The sequence below is a fragment of the Amycolatopsis sp. cmx-11-32 genome (genome assembly GCF_047608695.1).
GTDB lineage: Bacteria > Actinomycetota > Actinomycetes > Mycobacteriales > Pseudonocardiaceae > Amycolatopsis.
Genome location: NZ_JADNQN010000025.1, coordinates 1 through 17,018, shown reverse-complemented (window position 1 = coordinate 17,018; position 17,018 = coordinate 1). Strand labels below are relative to the sequence as shown.

The window sequence follows — 17,018 nt, the reverse complement described above, 5'->3', positions numbered from 1 at the left end:
TCGCGGCGCCGACTACACGTGACATAGCTTGCGCGGTGTTCCCGATCCCGACCGGAAGGCCGATCTCCATGCGCCGTGTGACCACCCGTCGCAGGCTCGCCACTGCCCTACTGCTTGCCGCGACCACGGTCGGATCGACGGCCTGCACGAACGAGGCGGCGGCCGATCCGACGCACATGCACACCGGTTCCGGGGAGCTGCGCGGTGTGCGGGACAACGACATCGTCCGGTTCCGAGGCGTGCCCTACGCCGAACCGCCGACCGGTTCGCAGCGCTGGGCGCCGCCGAAACCGGTGCGCCCGTGGGACGGGGTGCGCGAGGCGTCCGCCCCGGGGCCGCCGTGCGCGCAAGCGGGCAACCCGCCGGAGGGCAGCACCGCCGAGGACTGCCTGTACCTCGATATCACCGTGCCGGCGAACTCGGCTACGGTCCGGAGACCGGTGCTGGTCTGGTTGCATGGCGGCGGCTTCAGCAGCGGCGCCGGCACCGAGTACGACCCGCGCAGGCTTGCCGTCCAGGGCGATGTGGTGGTGGCGACCGTCGACTTCCGGCTGAACATCTTCGGCAACCTGGCGCTACCGGGGATGACCGACGGTGGCAGTTACGGCTTGCAGGACCAGCAGGCGGCGCTCGCCTGGCTGAGGCGCAACGCGGCGGCGTTCGGCGGCGATCCAGGCAACATCACGCTGTTCGGCCAGTCCGGTGGCGCGGTCGCAATATGCGGTCAGCTCACCTCGCCCGCCGCGAGAGGTTTGTTCAGCAAGGCGATTTTGCAGAGCGGCTCGTGCCACACCACGCTCGCGGCGAACGCGTCCGGTCCGGAGAGCCCGGCGTTCGGCGCGTTCTGGCGGCCCAAGGCGCAGGCCGAACGCAGCAGTGCGCAGGCTGCGGCCGCGCTCGGCTGCCCGCCCGGCGGCGACCAGCTCGGCTGCCTGCGCGCCCTGCCGGTGGACAAGCTGCTCACCCAGGCCGGGACGGCGACCGCGGCCACAGTGGGCGGCACGACGCTGCCGGTCGATCCGCGGGACGGGCTGAAGCAGGCGCTTGACGTGCCGGTACTGTCCGGGAACACTGCGGATGAACAGCGCACGGTCGCCGGCGTCTACGAACTGCTCGGCAAACCGATCACTGCCGCGCAGTACCCGGAACTGCTGGCCAAGGGATTCGGCGCGGCCGCGGCCGCGGTTCAGCAGCAGTACCCGCTGCGTGACTACCCGACGCCGGGGTTGGCCTGGGCCGCGGTCTACACCGACTCCGGATTCGCCTGCCCACAGCAGCAGACCGACACCGCGCTCGCGGCGCGCGGCCCGGTGTTCGGCTACCGCTTCGCCGACCCCACCGCGCCACCACTGATCCCGGTGCCGCCGACGTTCCAGCCCGGCGCCTCGCACGCCTCCGAACTGTTCTACCTGTTCGACGTCAAGGGAAAGCCGGTGCACCTGGACGGTTCGACGTATCCGCTGACAGCGGCCCAACAGCAACTGGCCGAGCGGATGATCGCCGCCTGGTCGACGTTCGCGCACACCGGAAACCCCGGTCACACAAGAACTGCCGACCAGTGGCCGGCGTGGGACCCGGCCGCGCCGAAGGTGCACGAGTTCACCGCCGACGCCGATCGTCCCTCCACAGTAGACCCGGCCGCCGCGCACCAGTGCGGCTTCTGGTCATCGCTGCACTAAACCCGCGACGCCGAGGAGATCCGACATGCCCGAAAGCCGTTCGAAGTCCCAGCGTGTCATCGTGCTCGCCATCGCCGTGGTGTTGATCATCGGCGGCATCACCGGGGTGAGCACCGCTCACGACGTGCCACTAGCCACGATCAGTTCAGCAGTGGCGATCCTGGTCGGCCTACTATTCCTCCGGATCGCCGCCCGCAAATCCTGACCTCACAGAAGCATCGACCTGCCGATCTGCGCTAGATCACGCTGGTGCAAGGTCCTGTCCGCAGTGACCCGAATTTTCGGGGCGTCGCTCGCGCGACCGGTTCCAGGTCAAACTCCGGACCGGCTCTCGGTCGCCGGGAGATGCCGGCGGCGTTGGCAGCGTTGGATGGGTTGGCTTGGTGGGCCCAGTGGGTCGCGGTGATCGGGCGTCCTGGAGCGCCTCCAGGGAACAGCCACGGGTGGATGTCGGCGTGGCTGTGTCGATTGTTGGCGAGCTGGTGCATGAGGTCGTCCAGCGGGCTGGGCAGTCCAGCGGTTCGGCGCCCGACACATGATCCGGGTTCCCTTGTCGTCGTGGACGATCTGGTCGCGGGTCGGGTTGGGCTACTTTGGATAGTGGCTGTCCGAACAGGAGCAGACGGGCGACTCGGTCATGGATGGTGACGGTGTCGTCATGCAGGAGGCGGCGGACCAACGCCCAGCGGTGATCGTCCTCGATGGCGGCTCGGTTGCCACGCCCGCGGAGTTCGTCGGGGATGACGATGCCGCCGGTGTGGTGGTTGTGGTGGGTCCAGAGCAGAAACGTCCGAACCTTCCGGTTGCGAGCCGGGTTCTCAGCCAGCCACCGCAGACCGGTGTTCGGCTCGTTGGCCGCCAGCGCCTGGAGCCATGCGCGCCGCTCACAGCACGCCCGACATCCGAGCCTCGCCCGGTCGATCGAGTGAGGGGTGACCTGCTAGACCCTGGTTACCGCTGGACCCGCCATGCTCTTGCGAGATCGCTGATCAAGCCTGCCTGTCAGGTGAAAGCCGCTACTATGTGGCCTGTGACCGGTGGTTGTAAACAGCGTCCGCTGCTCTTCCTTGACGTCGACGGGCCGCTCATCCCGTTCGGTCTCGCGCCGCGACAGTATCCGACCTACCGGACAACGCCAGATCCACAGCAGAACAGCTCGAACCCGCTGCTGAGCAGAATCAACCCCGAGCACGGCCCTCGCCTGGCGGCACTGCCGTGTGAACTGGCCTGGGCCACCACATGGATGCACGACGCCAATGAGTGCATCGCACCACGGATTGGGCTGCCGCGGTTGGCAGTCGTGATCTGGCCGGAGCCATCCGACGTCGATGAGCAGGACGAACGCAACGGACTGCATTGGAAGACTCGTACCCTCGTCGACTGGGCTGCGGGACGCCCCTTCGCCTGGGTCGATGATGAGATCACCGACACCGATCGGGTTTGGGTGTCCGCACACCATCACGGATCTGCTCTGCTGCATCGGATCGATCCCCGTCACGGCCTGACAGCGGCCGACTATGCCGCCCTCAAGGAGTGGCTACAGAAGACGGGGACTGGAAGTGGCTGACCTGCTGTCTGTCGACGACCTGCCCGACGGTTTCGATTACCCGCCGGAATTCGTTCGCGTTGTCGAATTGGGGCTTACCGACCTTGAGCCGTGGTGGATCGTCGAAGGCGACCTGCTCCGACGCAGCAACACGATACTGGCGAAGTCGTATCCACACCGGCGCCTGGTGATGTTCGCCAGACGGCAGGACAACGACGACTGGGCCTGCTGGGATCTCGACCGTGGTGACGTCGCGATCGTGCATGTGGGCGCGACGCGCGGCTGGGAGCAGCGCGGGCACCGGTTCTCGGACTTCAACGCCTGGCTACGACAAGCGATTGAGGACCTGATCGAGTTCGGCACCCTGTGACAACATCTCGAATGACACGCCCGACCACCCACGGACACCAGATTTCCCTCGTCGCTGTCCGTGAATGCCGAAGCCAACAGGTTGAGCGATCTGTATTCGAGATCATCCGATGAGCTTGCTTGCGGTGTGTGCAATCGCATGCAGATCCGAAGATGCTGCCCCGGCTCGATGAATTGGAGTCCGACTTGGAAGACCGGAAAGCGCGCGCCGCGTCCGAGGCTGGCTGGGTGAGATCGAGGGGATTGACCGCACCCTTCAGTGCTTGTGCGGCAAGCGTGCCGGCGGGTGCTGCGGCCCACCCGCAGCACCCGCCAGGTCGACCTCGGGATGCCTACCATCGGCACGGCTCGATATCCACGCAAGCTGGATCGCTCCGAGCGACTGAACCACGCCGGCAGCGATCCGCCCGCGAACCGCGAAACGTCCTCAACACGACGGAGGTGGATTTCGGTCCAGCGGCGAACATGGATACGCGTCCCCTCGGCTCAGCTCCCGGAAGTCTTGGGGCAAGTTGACGGCTAACGGCGTTAGCCTTAAACTCAAGCTAACACCGTTAGCCGTCAACTGGGGGTTCCATGTCTGTCGTTGTCACACCCGCCCGCCAGGTCGCGAAGCGGGTGGCATGGGCCGCTCTGGCGGCGTTCCTACTGGCTTTCATCGTGCTCGAGGTGATCAACCACGGCGGCTCGGCGCTGGTCGCCGCGCTCCTGTTACTGATCGCACCCGACCTGACGATGTTCGTCGGCGTCGGCGTCGGCGTTGCCGGCAAAGGCAAGTTGTCGCCGAAAGCCGTGCCCTACTACAACGTCATGCATCGACCATGGATCCCGCTGGCCGTCTTGGTCGTCTACAGCGCCGGCGGACTAGGGGATTGGGTACCGTTGTTCACGGCGGGGCTCGGCTGGCTGGCGCATATCGCGTTGGATCGGGCGTTCGGCTACGGCCTGCGTGAGCGTGACGGGAGCCGGCGTGCGTGAGCGGACCGGGCAGATCGTCGACGCAGCACGCGTGCTGATCGACGAAGGCGGCTCCGCGGCGCTGACCATGCGGGCGCTCGGCGACCGGCTGGGCATCCGCGCTCCGTCGCTCTACAAGCACTTCCCGGACAAGGGTGCGGTTGAAGCGCAGGTGATCACGCTCGCCATGCGGGAGCTGGCGAGCGCGCTGGCACGAGCCGACTCCTTGGTCGCGCTCGCGGCGGCCTACCGTGCCTACGCGCTCGCGCATCCCCATCTCTACCGGCTGATGAACTCCGTACCCCTCCCTCGCCACCTGCTGCCGCCCGGGGCGGAGGAAGCGACCGCGCTGCCGCTGATGCGCGCTGTCGGCGGCGACATCAACCGGGCACGTGCTGTCTGGGCGTTCGCCCACGGCATGGTCATCCTCGAACTCGACGGCCGTTTCCCGCCTGACGCGGATCTCGACAGCGCTTGGCGCACAGGGCTGGCAGCGTTTGCCGATCCCGCTCGACACAGCTGAGCCTGTCCCCGGCGGCGACGGCCAACCCTAAGGTCCGAATCGCCCATGGCCCTACGACCGCTGACCCGGTCGTCAGGCTGGCGGCACAGTCGTGAACACAGTGACGCCATCCCGCATGGTGAAGAGGCGCAAGAGCTTTCCGGGAATGACGGTGACTCCTTCAACGAGGCGCATGCACGCCGCATCTTCGGCCATCTATACGAACAGGCCGGAGGTGCGGTCGACGGTGCCGGTGTCCGGACGTCGTTCTCGAACCAGCGGTCGACTTACGAGCCCGACAAGCAGGAAGTCCGATCGGGGATGGACTCATACTGCGTCTCGACCGAACGAGGTGTCACGGTGTACGGCTGCCTGCGCGGCGTGCAATTGACCGGTGCCTGCTCACCCTGGAGTTCACGGCCGAGGACGCGGAAATCCTGCACGTCCCGACGGCCGTGGCGGCATGCCAAGAAGAAAGGCCGCAACCGCAACGCGGGGCCGCCGGTGCACGACGACTTGGTGCGTAGGGATTTCACCGCCGATGCGCCGAACGTGAAGTGGCTGACTGACATCACCGAGCATCCCACCGCGCTGGGCAAGCTGTATCTGTGTGCGATCAAGGACTGCTACTCCAACAAGGTCGTCGGGTACTCGATCGACTCCCGCATGAAATCCTCACTCGCCCTCGCCGCACTCCGCAACGCGATCACACTGCGCGACCCGGCCGGGGCCATCGTGCACTCCGATCGGGGCAGCCAGTTCCGGTCGAAGCCCTACCGGCGCCAACTGCGTAACAACGGCCTGACCGGGTCCATGGGCCGGGTCGGCGCCTGCGGTGACAACGCCGCCATGGAATCGTTCTTTTCCCTGCTACAGAAGAACGTTCTCGACACCCGATGCTGGGCTTACACGGTTACCGTGACACGCCCAGCAGTGACGCGATTGGCGCGGTTCCTGGAATCCCCGCGGGTCAACGCGACCAGCCTGGCCGATGTTGACCGGGTGATGCTGGAACGTTACCTCGCCGACCTGGCCACCGACGCTCGGGCGACGCGCTCGCGCAGCCGAGACATCAGCTCGCTGGGCGCGTTCCTCGATGCGATCCGGCGGCACGAGTGGGACACCAGCCTGCCCGCCAGTGCGGCGTTCTACCCCGACGACTTCCCCAAGCCGGAGAAACGCCTGCCGCGTGGGCTGGCCGAGCACATCATGGCCCAGGTCGAGCGGTCCGCGAACCTCGACCGGTGGCACAACCCCGAGAGCCGTTTGCTCACCGTCCTCCTTATGCGCTGCGGCCTTCGCGTCGGTGACGCCAGCAGAATCGCGTTCGACTGCGTCGTCCGTGACGGCGACGGCGCTCCCTACCTGCGCTACACCAACCGCAAGATGAAACGGGAAGCGCTCGTCCCGATCGACGAGGAAGTCGAGCAGGCGATCATCGAGCAGCAACAGCAGATCCTTCGTCGATGGCCTGCCAGCAGCCCGTGGTTGTTTCCCGCTCCGAAGATGAACCCCGATGGGCGCAAACCCTTGACCACGCACTCGTATCGCGGCCAACTGCGCGACTGGCTGGGCCACTGCGATGTCCGTGACGAACACGGCCGCTCGGTGCATCTCACTCCGCACCAATGGCGTCATACCTTCGGCACCCGTCTGATCAACCGTGACGTCCCGCAAGAGGTCGTGCGGGTCCTGCTCGACCACTCCAGTGGTGAGATGACGGCCCACTACGCCCGGCTGCACGACACTACCGTCCGCCGGCACTGGGAAGCGGCTCGCAAAGTCAACGCCAAAGGTGACACCGTCACCATCGACCCCGCCGGGCCGCTGGCCGAGGCGAACTGGGCCAAGCAACGGCTTGGCCGCGTCACCCAGGCGCTGCCCAACGGCTTCTGCGGCCTGCCGGTGCAGAAGACCTGCCCGCATGCCAACGCGTGTTTGACCTGCCCGATGTTCGTCACCACGCCGGAGTTCCTTCCCCAGCACCGCGAACACCGCCAGCAAGTCCTGCAGATCATCACCGCCGCCGAGGCCCGCGGCCAGCAACGCCTGGCTGAGATGAACCAGCAGGTTCTCGGCAACCTCGACAACATCATCATCACCCTCGAAGCCGGCCCCGGCCCCGAGGACGAGGAGGCGGCGGATGCGAGCTGACAACACCCGGCACATCATCACTGCGGCACGGCAGCGCCACGAACTCACCCGGGCCAAGGCGATCCAGGCCCTCCGGACCCTCGACGCCGAAGGCCGCCCGGTCAGCTTCGAGACCGTCGCCCAAGCAGCGGGGGTCTCCCGGTCCTGGCTCTACGCCCAACCTGACGTCCGGGCCGAGATCGAACGCCTCCGCGCCGCCTTCCGCCGGGCCCCTGAGACGACCATCCCGGTCCGGCAACGGCCCTCTGACGCATCTCTGTTACGCAGGCTGGAAGCCGCCAACCAGCGGATCCAGCAGCTGACCGAGGAGAACCGCAAGCTCCGAGAGCAACTTGCCCAGGCACTCGGCGAGCGGCGCTCTACGGCGAACCGCGACACAGCGTCGGCCCGAGCTGTCCTGTCTCGTTGATGTTGAGGCAGTCTCGTTGGCCTGAGGTATCCGGGCACAAATCTGAGGGAGCATGCCGATGACCAGGTGGGACGGCGAACGAGTCCAGTTGCTGACGGCCAGCGCTGGTGAGCTGGCCGGGATAGCGTTGACGAACGTCGTGCGCGAGTACCCGCACCACGAGACTCACTGGCACGTCGAGGGCGTGCCCATCCCCACCCCGCGGCAGCTGCACCCGTGCTTCTACGGCAGTTGCGACTGGCATTCCTGTGTGGAGATGTTCTGGGTACTGGTGCGCCTGCTGCGCCACCACAGTGATCTCGTGCCGGCCGCGGAAATCCGTCGCACACTCAACGAGCACCTGACCACCCAGGCACTGTCGGCCGAGGTGGCCTATTTCGCCCCCGAGGAATACCGCACCACCCAACGCCCCTACGGCTGGTCGGCGCTGCTGGAACTCGCCCTCGAGACCGCCACCTGGGACGACCCGGATGCCGCGCGCTGGTCAACAGCCCTGCACGAGTTGAGTGCGGTCTTCGTGGCCCGCTATCTCGATTGGCTGCCGCGGGCCACTTATCCGATCCGGTCCGGGGTGCACGACAACGGTGCGTTCGGGCTGTCCCGCGCTCTGCCCTACGCCGGCTACCTCGCCGACCATGGCGAACCGCGGCTGCAGCAGGTCATCACCGAGACCGCCTGGCGGTGGTTCGGATCCGACCACGACTATCCCGGCGCCTGGGAGCCCTCCGGAGCCGACTTCCTGTCCCCAGCCTTGGCCGAAGCCGAACTCATGACCCGTCTGCTATCCCCGACCGAGTTCGCCGACTGGCTACGGCGGTTCCTACCCGGCATCGCCGAGCAGAAGCCCGCGCCCCTGTTCACCCCGGCGACCGTCACCGATCCCTCCGACGGGCTGATCGCCCACCTGCACGGGCTCAACCTGCACCGCGCCTGGTGCTGGCACCGCCTCACGCACGCACTCCCCGCCGGCGACGACCGGATCCCCGCCATGCTCCATACCGCGCACGCCCACACCCACGCCTCATTGCCACAGATCACCGGCAGCTCGTACGCAGTCGAACACTTCCTGGCCTACTACGCACTCCTTCTGCTCAGTTAAGGACCACGCACACGAGACTTGTGTCGCTGCCCGCGCCGCGGACGACAGGGGTGATTCGGAGATCTACTTCATGATCCATGAGACACCAGACCCGCTACGGTCTCCCATTTCCGAGGCAACACAGCTCAGCGCCCCGACCTGCCTCACGATCAACAAGACAGGCCACGAGCCACTGGCTTGGCGTCCCAGTCAAGTAACGATCGGCTCTTGCTGAGAGGCAACCACCATGCATCCAACCGACACGTCAAGGACAACGTCCACAATGGAACGCCGCAGGTCAGAGGTCTAGATGCTCTGGCAGCTCAAGATAATGCAACAACAAGTCGGCCACGAACACGCCTCCACGACCTCGATCTACACCTGCGTGGGCTCGGACTTCCGCAAACGCACCCTGCGCCGCCACCTCGACAGTGTCGTCACCGCGGCCCTGGCAAGCCCGGGAGCACAGTCGTGAAGCGGAAAGTCGGCTACACCTGGCAGCTACGGGAAATCATGGCCTCGCACAAGATCTACACCGCCACCGAGCTGGTTCCCTTGCTCAGGGACCGCGGCATCGACCTGTCCGCGTCGCAGGTCCACCGCCTGGTCTCCGGCACCCCCGAACGGCTCTCGCAACAGGTGCTGTCCGCGTTCTGCGACATCCTCGGCTGCACCCCGGCCGACCTGGTGGCCACCACCGCGGAGAACGCCGGCGTCCGCAAGACCGCCACCGACGATCGGCCCGCACCATCAGCCACGGTCGCGAAGCTACGACCCCGCGCCGCCCGAATCCTGCCCGGCGAGTAAGTCCCGCCTACCGCACGCTGGAGCAGCTGGAACGCTGGCACAAGCGGACCTGTTGCCGCTGCGGCCGATTCGGATTCTTCGCCGCCGTCTGGCCGGACGGACCGGTCTGCCGCACCTGCGAGTGCCGCGCCCTGCGTGTCCACGGGCGCTGCCCCGAATGCGGAGAGCACCGGATCCTCCCCAATCTCCGGCCTGCCGACGCCGTCGCTATCTGCACCAGCTGCGCCGGATTCCGCCCGTCCTACGCCTGCTCGCGCCGCGGCCAGGAAAGTGAGCTGCGCGCGGGCCGCCTCTGCCTTCGCTGCGCCCTGTCCGACCGAGTCGCCGCACTGCTGGACGACGGCACCGGCCGGATCCGTCCTGAGCTGCTTCCGCTGCACGAGCTGCTCGTCGCGATGAAGAACCCGCGCACCGGGCTGAGCTGGATCGACGGGCGACCACCGAACGCCGGCGCGGCGGCGAAGCTGTTGCGCGGCCTGGGAAACGGCGACATCGCCCTTACCCACGAGGCGTTCCACCGTCTTCAGCCCTGGCGGGCAGCCGGGCACCTGCGGGAACTGCTCATGTCTTGCGGCGTGCTGCCGCTGGTGGACAAACAGATCTGCTCGTTCGAGCGCTGGCTGGGCGAATACCTCGGCGGCATCAGCATTCCCGACCACGAACAGCTCGTGCGGCGGTTCGCCACCTGGGAGGTCCTGACGCGGCTGCGCCGCCGCGCCGCGCGGGAACCGCTGACTCCCTCCACACGCTATTTCGCCTCCGGACAGGTCAAGGCGGCCACCCAGTTCCTCGGCTGGCTCGCCAACCGCGGCCGCCCCCTGGACACCTGCTGCCAGGCCGACATCGACACCTGGCACGCCGGGCGCGGTGAGCACGAACGGGGCCGGCTTCGCGGGTTTCTGCTCTGGGCCATGGCCAGCAAGCTCGCCCGGACGTTGCGGCTGCCTGCTCACACGGTCACCCGCAACGCCCCGCTGCCCGAGCCCGAGCGGGTCGCGCTGCTGGGCCGCCTGCTCACCGGCCACGACTTGCCGCTGCGGTCCCGGGTCGCCGGTGTGATCGTGCTGCTCTACGCACAACCGCTCAGCCGGATCGTCCGGCTCACCGTCGATGACCTCACCCGCGACGGCGACCAAGTCCTGCTGCGCCTCGGCGAACCGTCCTCACCAGTCCCAGCACCGGTCGCGGAACTGCTCCTGGCCTGGATCGGCCAACGGGACAACATGAACACCGCCACCAACCCGAACGCCCGCTGGCTGTTCCCCGGCCGCCGCGCAGGGCAACCGATGCACCCAAGGTCGCTCGGCGCGCTGGTGACCAGACTCGGCGTCCCCACCACAACTGGGCGCACCGCGGCCATCCAGCAGCACGTGCTCACCATGCCCGCACCCGTGGTCGCCGACGCCCTCGGCTACCACCCAGTCACCACCACCAAGATCGCCACGCAGGCCGGCGCCTCCTGGAGCCGCTACGCCCCAGGCGATCACTCACCGCCCCAACCCCGACGAACACGCGACAGTTGAATACGCGACCTCACCAGTCTCAACCCAAAGTCCGACGGCACCTCTAACCCGTACTCCACCGTCCGGTGGGGTCGCGATCAGCCAGATCACGCCCAGGCAGGCCACCGCCCCATTCACAGCAGGGTGTCGTGGATGCCCAGGTTCGTGCCCAGTGCGTCGTCGAGCAGACTGCCCAGCGTTACCACGCCGAAGACCGTCAGTTCCCTTGTTCTGTTGACCGGCCGAGAAGACCGGTCGGGCAGACCGTCGGCGGATGCTGTCACTGATGTGGAGCGCCCACGAGTCTGGCAGCGAGTGGTTTCATCCCGGCTTCACCTGCTAGGTCCCCGGTGATCTTCCTACTGTTCCTGCTATTCCTGCTGTTCGATGCACAATTGATTATCGATTCGCATCGATCGGCATGGAGAGTTTTTTGACTTGGGCTCCCATCCGTTGCTTTCCGGTCGAGGACCGGGAAGTTCGCAGGACAACTACAAGCAAAGGAGGCAACTTGAAGGTCCGCGAATACTGAAGCTCACGTTGTAGCGAACGCGAGGGCATCGCCGAACTGGAGACCGCTGTGATCGCGCTGCCCGCCCTGGCCACCGACGATCCACCACGCCCGGTGGACACGCTCGCGCAGGCGGTGGCCACTGCGCCTGCACCTTGACCTCTCTGAGTAACACATCCGCCGTCTCACCGTCGAAAACGACAAGCTCCGCACCGAACTCGGCCGAGCCGCCGGAATCACCACCCTCAACACCAGCAACCACATCAACCGGAGGTCGTGACCATTCCCACTGCGAACGTGGACGCCGGCAACGCGGCTGAGCTGGCTGAACTCCTGCGCTTTTTCCACGATTGGCCGGCCAACGAGCACGATCACCTCAACGCACCCCTACGGCATTTCATCGGTAATCCGGCCTACGACCTCGGCCAGCTCCGCACTGACCTGGCCCGGTTCACGTTCCTGCTCGGCCACGACAACGGCGAAACCTGTTCGGCCCCGGCGGCGAGCAGCATTAATCTGTTGACCCTGACACGGTGTCAGGGAGGAGCGTTGCCGCCATCATGTTCACCATCGGAGATTTCGCCACCCTGGGTCAGGTATCCGTGCGGATGCTGCGGCACTACGACGCGATCGACCTGTTGCGGCCCGCCCGGGTCGATCAGTTCACCGGTTACCGCTTCTACGAGGCCGACCAATTGAAACGGCTCAACCGCCTGGTCGCGTTGAAGGATCTCGGTTTCACACTCGCACAAGTCGCCGAGATCATCGACGCCAAGGTCGACACCGTGGAGCTACGCGGCATGTTGCGGCTGCGGCAATCCGAGCTGGCCGAACAGCTCTCGGCCGACGCCGCGCGTCTCAGCCGGATCGAGGCGAGACTTCTGATGATCGAGAGGGAAGGTGCTATGAGCACGAAGAACGTCACGGTCAAGAAGATCGCGCCAGTCCGGATCGCATCGGCGTCGGGTGTCGCGGAAAGCAACAACCACGAGGACGTCGGTCCGGTCGCGAAATCGTTGTTCGGTCAGTTGTTCGGGGCCCTGGAACGGGACCAGGTACGTCCGGCGGGCATGTCGCTGGCCACCTACGCCCCGGCTGACGGGGATCGGCTGACCGTCACGGCCGGGTGCCCGGTCGACGACGACGTGGCACTCGACTCGATCCAGATCGCCAACCTCGACGGGATCGAGCAGGCGGCCTGTTATGTCCATCACGGAACGATGGCCACCATCGGCGAGGGCTATCAAATCCTGGCCACCTGGATCGAGGACAACGGCTACCGCACGGACGGCACCGCCCGCGAGGTGCACCTCGTCACCCACCCAGAGCCCGAGGAGCGCTGGCAGACCGAACTGCAGATGCCGATCACACAACACTAAAGGTCGGGACTGCCCCGAGTTTGGTTGACGCCGGAGTCGGTGCAGGCGCGGCAGTCGTTGCGGTTGCCCGGGGCGGGGTCGCCGATCGCGACGACCAGGCGGGTGTCGGCGTCGATGACGACCTGCATGTTCACCGAGTACCGGTAGTTTTTGCTGGAGGCGGACCTGGTGCGGTCATGGGTGGGGACCAGGGTGGGCGTCCACGATCAGGACCGTGTCCGGGCCGTGCTCGCGGGTCACCGGCGAGAGCGCCAGATGATCCACCACCCGGTTCGCGGCCGATTTCGAGATCCCGAACAACAGCGCCACCTGCCGAAACGTCAGATTCGTGTGGTAGTACACGGCCGTCAGCAGCACGCGATCCGCAACGACAGGCTCCATCGCCGGCCAGTTCCGGCCTGCTCACCACCCCGACCGGCCACGATCCGCACCAGCTCCCGGAACTGCCGGACCGACAAACCCGTGAACACCGGCACCCACTCCGGCCGGTCCGCGCTGATCACCTGCTCCACCAAATCATTGATCTCAACGCGACATCGTTACGGGACAACCTTTAGAGGGCTCCGGCGTCCTGAGCTGAGTACACAGTCGGGTGGATAGGCCGAAAACCGAGTTCACGGCGGATGCGGGCGTTCTCGCAGACGCCGTCCCAAGGGTCTTCCAGCGGGCGGTCTTGTGCGTCCTCGGCGACCCGCTCGCCGTTGAGGGTGAGCAACTCGTGCGCGGTCACCGGGGCGTCGTCGGCCACGTTGTAGATCCGGCCCTCGATGCCCTCGGCTTGGACGAGCCGGAACAGCGCCTGCGCCACGTCGGCGTGGTGCACCATGTGCAGACGTTTGTGCGGGGCCCAGTCACGCGCCCACGTCAGCGATTCCGCGAGGTGCGGATCACCGTCGCCGTAGACGAACGCGAGCCGGGCGATCCGCACCGGCAGGCCCTGGGTCCGGTGCAGGCTCAGCAGCGCTTTCTCGGCGATGGCCTTCTGCTGCGGGTACGCCCACGGCGGCGGGGCCGGTTCGTCGGACTCGGTCGCGGGCCTGCCGCGGCCAGGGCCGTACACGAGTGTGGTGCTGGTGTGCACGAATCGGGCCACCCCGGCTTTGAGCGCTGCGGTCGCGAAATCCACCGTGGCCGCGTTATTGACCTCGGCGGTTTCGTCGGGGGAAACCCCGCGGAAGGCGGCGCCGAGGTGGACGACCGTGCGGACGCCATCGAGCGCGGCGTCCACGGAATCGGCATCGCGGAGATCGCCGAGCGCGACGTCGGCGCCGAGGTCCGCCAGCGGTGCCGCACGGCTCATGTCCCGGGCGAACACCCGCACGGGCCCCGAAACGCGGAGCAGACGCGGCACGAAGCGGCTGCCGACACGGCCGGTCGCGCCGGTGACGAGGATGGTCAAGGGAAACCTCCAGGGAGAGAAACGCTGACCGGGAGCACATTAGCCGGATACTTTGAGATATCCAATATTATTAGAGATCCAACCTTTTTTGGTTCCCCGTAAGCTGCCCGCATGCGGCAGGAAGAGCGAGTCCGAGCGGAGGTTTGGCAGGCGCTGCGCGGGTTCGTGATGAGCGAGCATGAGCGGCACCTCGGCACCCTGACCCGGCTCGACGTCAGTGCCGGTGACCTCAAAGCACTGCTGAGCCTGGAGCCGGGGCAGGGCCAGCCGATGCGCGCGCTCGCCGACACCTGGCACTGCGACGCCTCGACCGTCACCTGGATCGTCGACCGGCTGGAGAAACGCGGGCTCGTCCGACGCGGGCCGCACCAGACCGACCGCCGGGTCAAAGTCGTCGTGCTCAGCGAGGAAGGCGAGCGCATCCGGACGCGCTGGCTGGACGAAGTGCACCGTCCGCCCGCCGTGCTCGCCGACCTACCCGACACCGAGTTGCGCGCGCTGTGCGCACTGGTGGACCGGCTCGGCACGACCGCTACGGGCGGCTCCTAGCAGCTACTGGTCCCACGTGGTCAGGTGATGGGTCATTCCTCCTGCGCCGGACGGAGTACCCCGCGCACGGCAGCCACTGGTGGCCCGTCGGCGGTGTGCCGCGGGTGCCAGGCCATGCCGATTGTCAGTGGTGGCAACGGCAGTGGAATGGGCACGAGGGGCAGGACGGCGTGGAGGTTCGTGGCTCGGGGAGGCCTGCACGGACAGCAGCACCATCTGGGCCCGCCGCCAGGTCACCACCGACCCGGTGCCGCGCCGCACGATCCGCAACAGACGAGCACCCTCATCGTCATCGATCTCCCGCACCCGCTCGGCCCTGCCGGACAGTCTGGACCGAACGCGCCGGCCGGGAACGAGTTCCGGCCGGCGCGTTCGGGCACTGTGATCTGGTGTCAGCTCAAATGCCGGGTGAAGAACCTCAGCGAGCTGTCCACTTCGAACCACGGCACATCCCCGTGCTTGCCGGGGTTGGCGAGCAGCGCCTTCTCAACCGAGGCCAAGGCGTCGAACAGGGCCAGGCTCTGGTCGCGCGGCACCATCTGGTCGTCCCACTGGATCAGGAACTGCACCGGCACGGTGATCCGCGCGGCGTCCTCGGCCAGCCCGTGCACGCCGAGCAGGCCCAGCACCGCGGCGCGGATTCGGGGTTCTGCGGCGATGAGCGGGATGCCGATCCCACAGCCCATCGACATGCCGCAGTAGCCCACCGGGCCGACGTCAACCTGGTCGAGGCGCTGGACCGCAGTCAGGACCGCCTGCCAGTCCACCACGGCCTGATCGGTCAAATAACTGTGCATGCCAGCGACCAGCGCGCCCGGATTTCCGCCGGCGGCCATACCGGCCCGCATCTCGGCCACAATCCGGCCGAACTCCTCGTCCTTGGGCCGGTCGCCGTGGTTGGGCATGTCGATCGCGACGACCGCGAAACCCTCCGCCGCGTAGTGACGCGCGCGGGACACGATGCTGGGGGCCGTCTTGTGCTGCCCGCCGCCGTGACTCAGCAGAATCAGGGGACGAGCACCGCGGGCGTCTTCCGGCGTCCACAGCACGCCAGGAATCTCGTCGAGGGTGAAGAACTGTTCGGTGACGCCATCCGACGACGTCTGGGAAGTGAAGCGCATCAGCGTTTCAAGCCTTTCGGGATGCCTTATACGGGCACTCCCTAGGCCATGCAAAGGAGGGAGCCCCGACCTGTGACAGTGTTGATCGGTCTCACCTCCTCGAATTCGCAGTGGTGCACGGCGACGCCAAAGTACCACAAAGATCATCACAGGGGCGAACGTTGCCTGACGCGGCACTGGGGCGAGCTGCGTCGGAGACGGCTTGTCCTCGGTTGCCGGCTATGGCGTGGGCATACCGGCTCGGAGTCGGGCAGGCGTGACCGCCGCACACCAATATATCGGGAGCCGCGACTGTGTGATGACGTGCGGAAGCACCGTTACGCCAACCGTTACCGGGCATGGCACGCCCGCGGGGAGCATCCTGGTGCAGCCGCCGAGGAAGCCGCAGTGGTGGTTAGTCTTGCCGGAGTGAGCGCTCACTCGGTACCGTGAGCACATGCCGATTTCCCTGAACCACACCATCGTGCCCGCCAGGGACAATGAACGGGCCGCGCGATTCTTCGCCGACGTCATGGGCCTGCCCTGCGCCGGTCCCGACCGCCACTTCGCGCCGGTCAAAGTGAACGAACAGCTCACCCTCGACTTCATGGACACGGACACACCGGGCCACCACCTGGCCTTCGACGTGGACCCGGCCACCTTCGACGGCATCCTGGACCGCCTGCGCACCGGCGGCGTGCCCTACGGCAGCGAGCCGTCCGCACCGGACAACGGCCGCATCGACCACCCGCTCTGCCCGCGTGGCCTGTTTTTCACCGACGAGACCGGCAACCTCTACGAGGTCATGTCCCCGGCTTGAACCCGCCGGTCGTCCTTGATGTCCCCGGCCTGATCGCCGACCACCGAAGTCCGATCAGCGGGCATGACGGAAGCCCCCAAGGTCCGCTAGTGTCCTGCGCCGGAAATTCGCTGGCAATATCGGGCGAGTGAGGGACTGTCCCAGTAACGGTGTTTCCGGCCCGACACGCCGGGCGTGGGCTCGGCGGGATGGGCACGGTGTGTGATGACACTGGATGTTGTGACTTCACGATCGACGGGTAAGAAGAAGGCGGCGAA

Annotated in this window: 18 protein-coding genes and 2 pseudogenes; 16 read left to right on the top strand and 4 right to left on the bottom strand. The window is 66.8% G+C overall.

Annotated features, from left to right (window positions below; translation table 11 throughout):
• The first annotated feature begins 68 nt into the window (after positions 1-68).
• From ACM6LR_RS38445 to ACM6LR_RS38385, 13 genes and pseudogenes are all read left to right on the top strand, one after another.
• Positions 69-1,679, top strand: coding sequence for a carboxylesterase/lipase family protein (locus ACM6LR_RS38445; RefSeq protein ID WP_414945558.1), 1,611 nt, complete (start codon positions 69-71; stop codon positions 1,677-1,679).
• Positions 1,680-1,704: 25 nt separating this feature from the next.
• Positions 1,705-1,884, top strand: a complete 180-nt coding sequence (locus ACM6LR_RS38440; protein WP_414942788.1) for a hypothetical protein — start codon at positions 1,705-1,707, stop codon at positions 1,882-1,884.
• 453 nt (positions 1,885-2,337) lie between these two features.
• Entirely contained in the window at positions 2,338-3,246 is a 909-nt protein-coding gene (locus ACM6LR_RS38435; protein WP_414942787.1) for a hypothetical protein, read from the top strand.
• Positions 3,239-3,595 carry a hypothetical protein gene (locus ACM6LR_RS38430; protein ID WP_414942786.1) on the top strand — a complete coding sequence of 119 codons (357 nt, stop codon included), beginning with the start codon at positions 3,239-3,241 and terminating at the stop codon, positions 3,593-3,595. The genes ACM6LR_RS38435 and ACM6LR_RS38430 overlap by 8 nt, the downstream gene beginning before the upstream one ends.
• Before the next feature lie 575 nt (positions 3,596-4,170).
• Complete coding sequence (locus tag ACM6LR_RS38425) at positions 4,171-4,572, top strand: DUF4260 family protein (RefSeq protein WP_414945557.1); 402 nt, start codon at positions 4,171-4,173, stop codon at positions 4,570-4,572.
• Complete coding sequence (locus ACM6LR_RS38420) at positions 4,565-5,074, top strand: TetR/AcrR family transcriptional regulator (protein WP_414942784.1); 510 nt, start codon at positions 4,565-4,567, stop codon at positions 5,072-5,074. Before ACM6LR_RS38425 ends, ACM6LR_RS38420 begins: the two co-directional genes overlap by 8 nt.
• A 420-nt stretch (positions 5,075-5,494) precedes the next feature.
• Positions 5,495-5,959: pseudogene (locus tag ACM6LR_RS38415) on the top strand (IS3 family transposase); the annotation flags it as partial.
• A 99-nt stretch (positions 5,960-6,058) separates the two neighbouring features.
• Entirely contained in the window at positions 6,059-7,207 is a 1,149-nt protein-coding gene (locus ACM6LR_RS38410) for a tyrosine-type recombinase/integrase (protein ID WP_414945564.1), read from the top strand.
• Entirely contained in the window at positions 7,197-7,616 is a 420-nt protein-coding gene (locus ACM6LR_RS38405) for a DUF6262 family protein (RefSeq protein WP_414945556.1), read from the top strand. Before ACM6LR_RS38410 ends, ACM6LR_RS38405 begins: the two co-directional genes overlap by 11 nt.
• Positions 7,617-7,674: 58 nt before the next feature.
• A complete protein-coding gene (locus ACM6LR_RS38400) occupies positions 7,675-8,715 on the top strand; it encodes a DUF2891 domain-containing protein (protein ID WP_414945555.1) in 1,041 nt (346 codons plus the stop codon).
• A gap of 289 nt (positions 8,716-9,004) precedes the next feature.
• Positions 9,005-9,169: a hypothetical protein gene (locus tag ACM6LR_RS38395; RefSeq protein WP_414942779.1), complete on the top strand. Its 165-nt coding sequence runs from the start codon at positions 9,005-9,007 to the stop codon at positions 9,167-9,169.
• Positions 9,166-9,501 (top strand): helix-turn-helix domain-containing protein, encoded by a 336-nt coding sequence (locus tag ACM6LR_RS38390; RefSeq protein ID WP_414942778.1) that lies wholly within the window; start codon positions 9,166-9,168, stop codon positions 9,499-9,501. The genes ACM6LR_RS38395 and ACM6LR_RS38390 overlap by 4 nt, the downstream gene beginning before the upstream one ends.
• 395 nt (positions 9,502-9,896) lie before the next feature.
• A complete protein-coding gene (locus ACM6LR_RS38385; protein WP_414945554.1) occupies positions 9,897-11,024 on the top strand; it encodes a hypothetical protein in 1,128 nt (375 codons plus the stop codon).
• A 113-nt stretch (positions 11,025-11,137) separates the two neighbouring features.
• Here ACM6LR_RS38385 and ACM6LR_RS38380 read toward each other — a convergent pair whose 3' ends face one another.
• Positions 11,138-11,287, bottom strand: a complete 150-nt coding sequence (locus ACM6LR_RS38380; protein ID WP_414945553.1) for a hypothetical protein — start codon at positions 11,285-11,287, stop codon at positions 11,138-11,140.
• A gap of 787 nt (positions 11,288-12,074) precedes the next feature.
• Between ACM6LR_RS38380 and ACM6LR_RS38375 the strand changes: the two genes are divergently transcribed.
• Positions 12,075-12,893, top strand: coding sequence for a MerR family transcriptional regulator (locus ACM6LR_RS38375; protein WP_414942774.1), 819 nt, complete (start codon positions 12,075-12,077; stop codon positions 12,891-12,893).
• Positions 12,894-12,910: 17 nt separating this feature from the next.
• Here ACM6LR_RS38375 and ACM6LR_RS38370 read toward each other — a convergent pair.
• Both ACM6LR_RS38370 and ACM6LR_RS38365 read right to left on the bottom strand, forming a co-directional pair.
• Positions 12,911-13,405: pseudogene (locus ACM6LR_RS38370) on the bottom strand (transposase family protein); the annotation flags it as partial.
• Between the two features lie 41 nt (positions 13,406-13,446).
• Positions 13,447-14,292 (bottom strand): NAD-dependent epimerase/dehydratase family protein, encoded by an 846-nt coding sequence (locus ACM6LR_RS38365; protein ID WP_414942773.1) that lies wholly within the window; start codon positions 14,290-14,292, stop codon positions 13,447-13,449.
• A gap of 111 nt (positions 14,293-14,403) precedes the next feature.
• Between ACM6LR_RS38365 and ACM6LR_RS38360 the strand changes: the two genes are divergently transcribed.
• Positions 14,404-14,841 (top strand): MarR family winged helix-turn-helix transcriptional regulator, encoded by a 438-nt coding sequence (locus ACM6LR_RS38360; RefSeq protein ID WP_414945552.1) that lies wholly within the window; start codon positions 14,404-14,406, stop codon positions 14,839-14,841.
• 392 nt (positions 14,842-15,233) lie between these two features.
• Here ACM6LR_RS38360 and ACM6LR_RS38355 read toward each other — a convergent pair whose 3' ends face one another.
• Entirely contained in the window at positions 15,234-15,962 is a 729-nt protein-coding gene (locus ACM6LR_RS38355) for a dienelactone hydrolase family protein (RefSeq protein WP_414945551.1), read from the bottom strand.
• A 436-nt stretch (positions 15,963-16,398) separates the two neighbouring features.
• Here ACM6LR_RS38355 and ACM6LR_RS38350 point away from each other — a divergent pair, with 436 nt between their 5' ends.
• Entirely contained in the window at positions 16,399-16,761 is a 363-nt protein-coding gene (locus tag ACM6LR_RS38350) for a VOC family protein (protein ID WP_414942770.1), read from the top strand.
• The last annotated feature ends 257 nt before the right edge of the window (positions 16,762-17,018 follow it).

Excerpts from the sequence above, each read along its gene's own strand:
- ACM6LR_RS38445 (WP_414945558.1), top strand. The coding sequence starts at position 69 with ATGCGCCGTGTGACCACCCGTCGCAGGCTCGCCACTGCCCTACTGCTT.
- ACM6LR_RS38440 (WP_414942788.1), top strand. The coding sequence starts at position 1,705 with ATGCCCGAAAGCCGTTCGAAGTCCCAGCGTGTCATCGTGCTCGCCATC.
- ACM6LR_RS38435 (WP_414942787.1), top strand. The coding sequence starts at position 2,338 with ATGCAGGAGGCGGCGGACCAACGCCCAGCGGTGATCGTCCTCGATGGC.
- ACM6LR_RS38425 (WP_414945557.1), top strand. The coding sequence starts at position 4,171 with ATGTCTGTCGTTGTCACACCCGCCCGCCAGGTCGCGAAGCGGGTGGCA.
- ACM6LR_RS38410 (WP_414945564.1), top strand. The coding sequence starts at position 6,059 with ATGCTGGAACGTTACCTCGCCGACCTGGCCACCGACGCTCGGGCGACG.
- ACM6LR_RS38405 (WP_414945556.1), top strand. The coding sequence starts at position 7,197 with ATGCGAGCTGACAACACCCGGCACATCATCACTGCGGCACGGCAGCGC.
- ACM6LR_RS38400 (WP_414945555.1), top strand. The coding sequence starts at position 7,675 with ATGACCAGGTGGGACGGCGAACGAGTCCAGTTGCTGACGGCCAGCGCT.
- ACM6LR_RS38395 (WP_414942779.1), top strand. The coding sequence starts at position 9,005 with ATGCTCTGGCAGCTCAAGATAATGCAACAACAAGTCGGCCACGAACAC.
- ACM6LR_RS38385 (WP_414945554.1), top strand. The coding sequence starts at position 9,897 with ATGAAGAACCCGCGCACCGGGCTGAGCTGGATCGACGGGCGACCACCG.
- ACM6LR_RS38375 (WP_414942774.1), top strand. The coding sequence starts at position 12,075 with ATGTTCACCATCGGAGATTTCGCCACCCTGGGTCAGGTATCCGTGCGG.
- ACM6LR_RS38360 (WP_414945552.1), top strand. The coding sequence starts at position 14,404 with ATGCGGCAGGAAGAGCGAGTCCGAGCGGAGGTTTGGCAGGCGCTGCGC.
- ACM6LR_RS38355 (WP_414945551.1), bottom strand. The coding sequence starts at position 15,962 with ATGCGCTTCACTTCCCAGACGTCGTCGGATGGCGTCACCGAACAGTTC.
- ACM6LR_RS38350 (WP_414942770.1), top strand. The coding sequence starts at position 16,399 with ATGCCGATTTCCCTGAACCACACCATCGTGCCCGCCAGGGACAATGAA.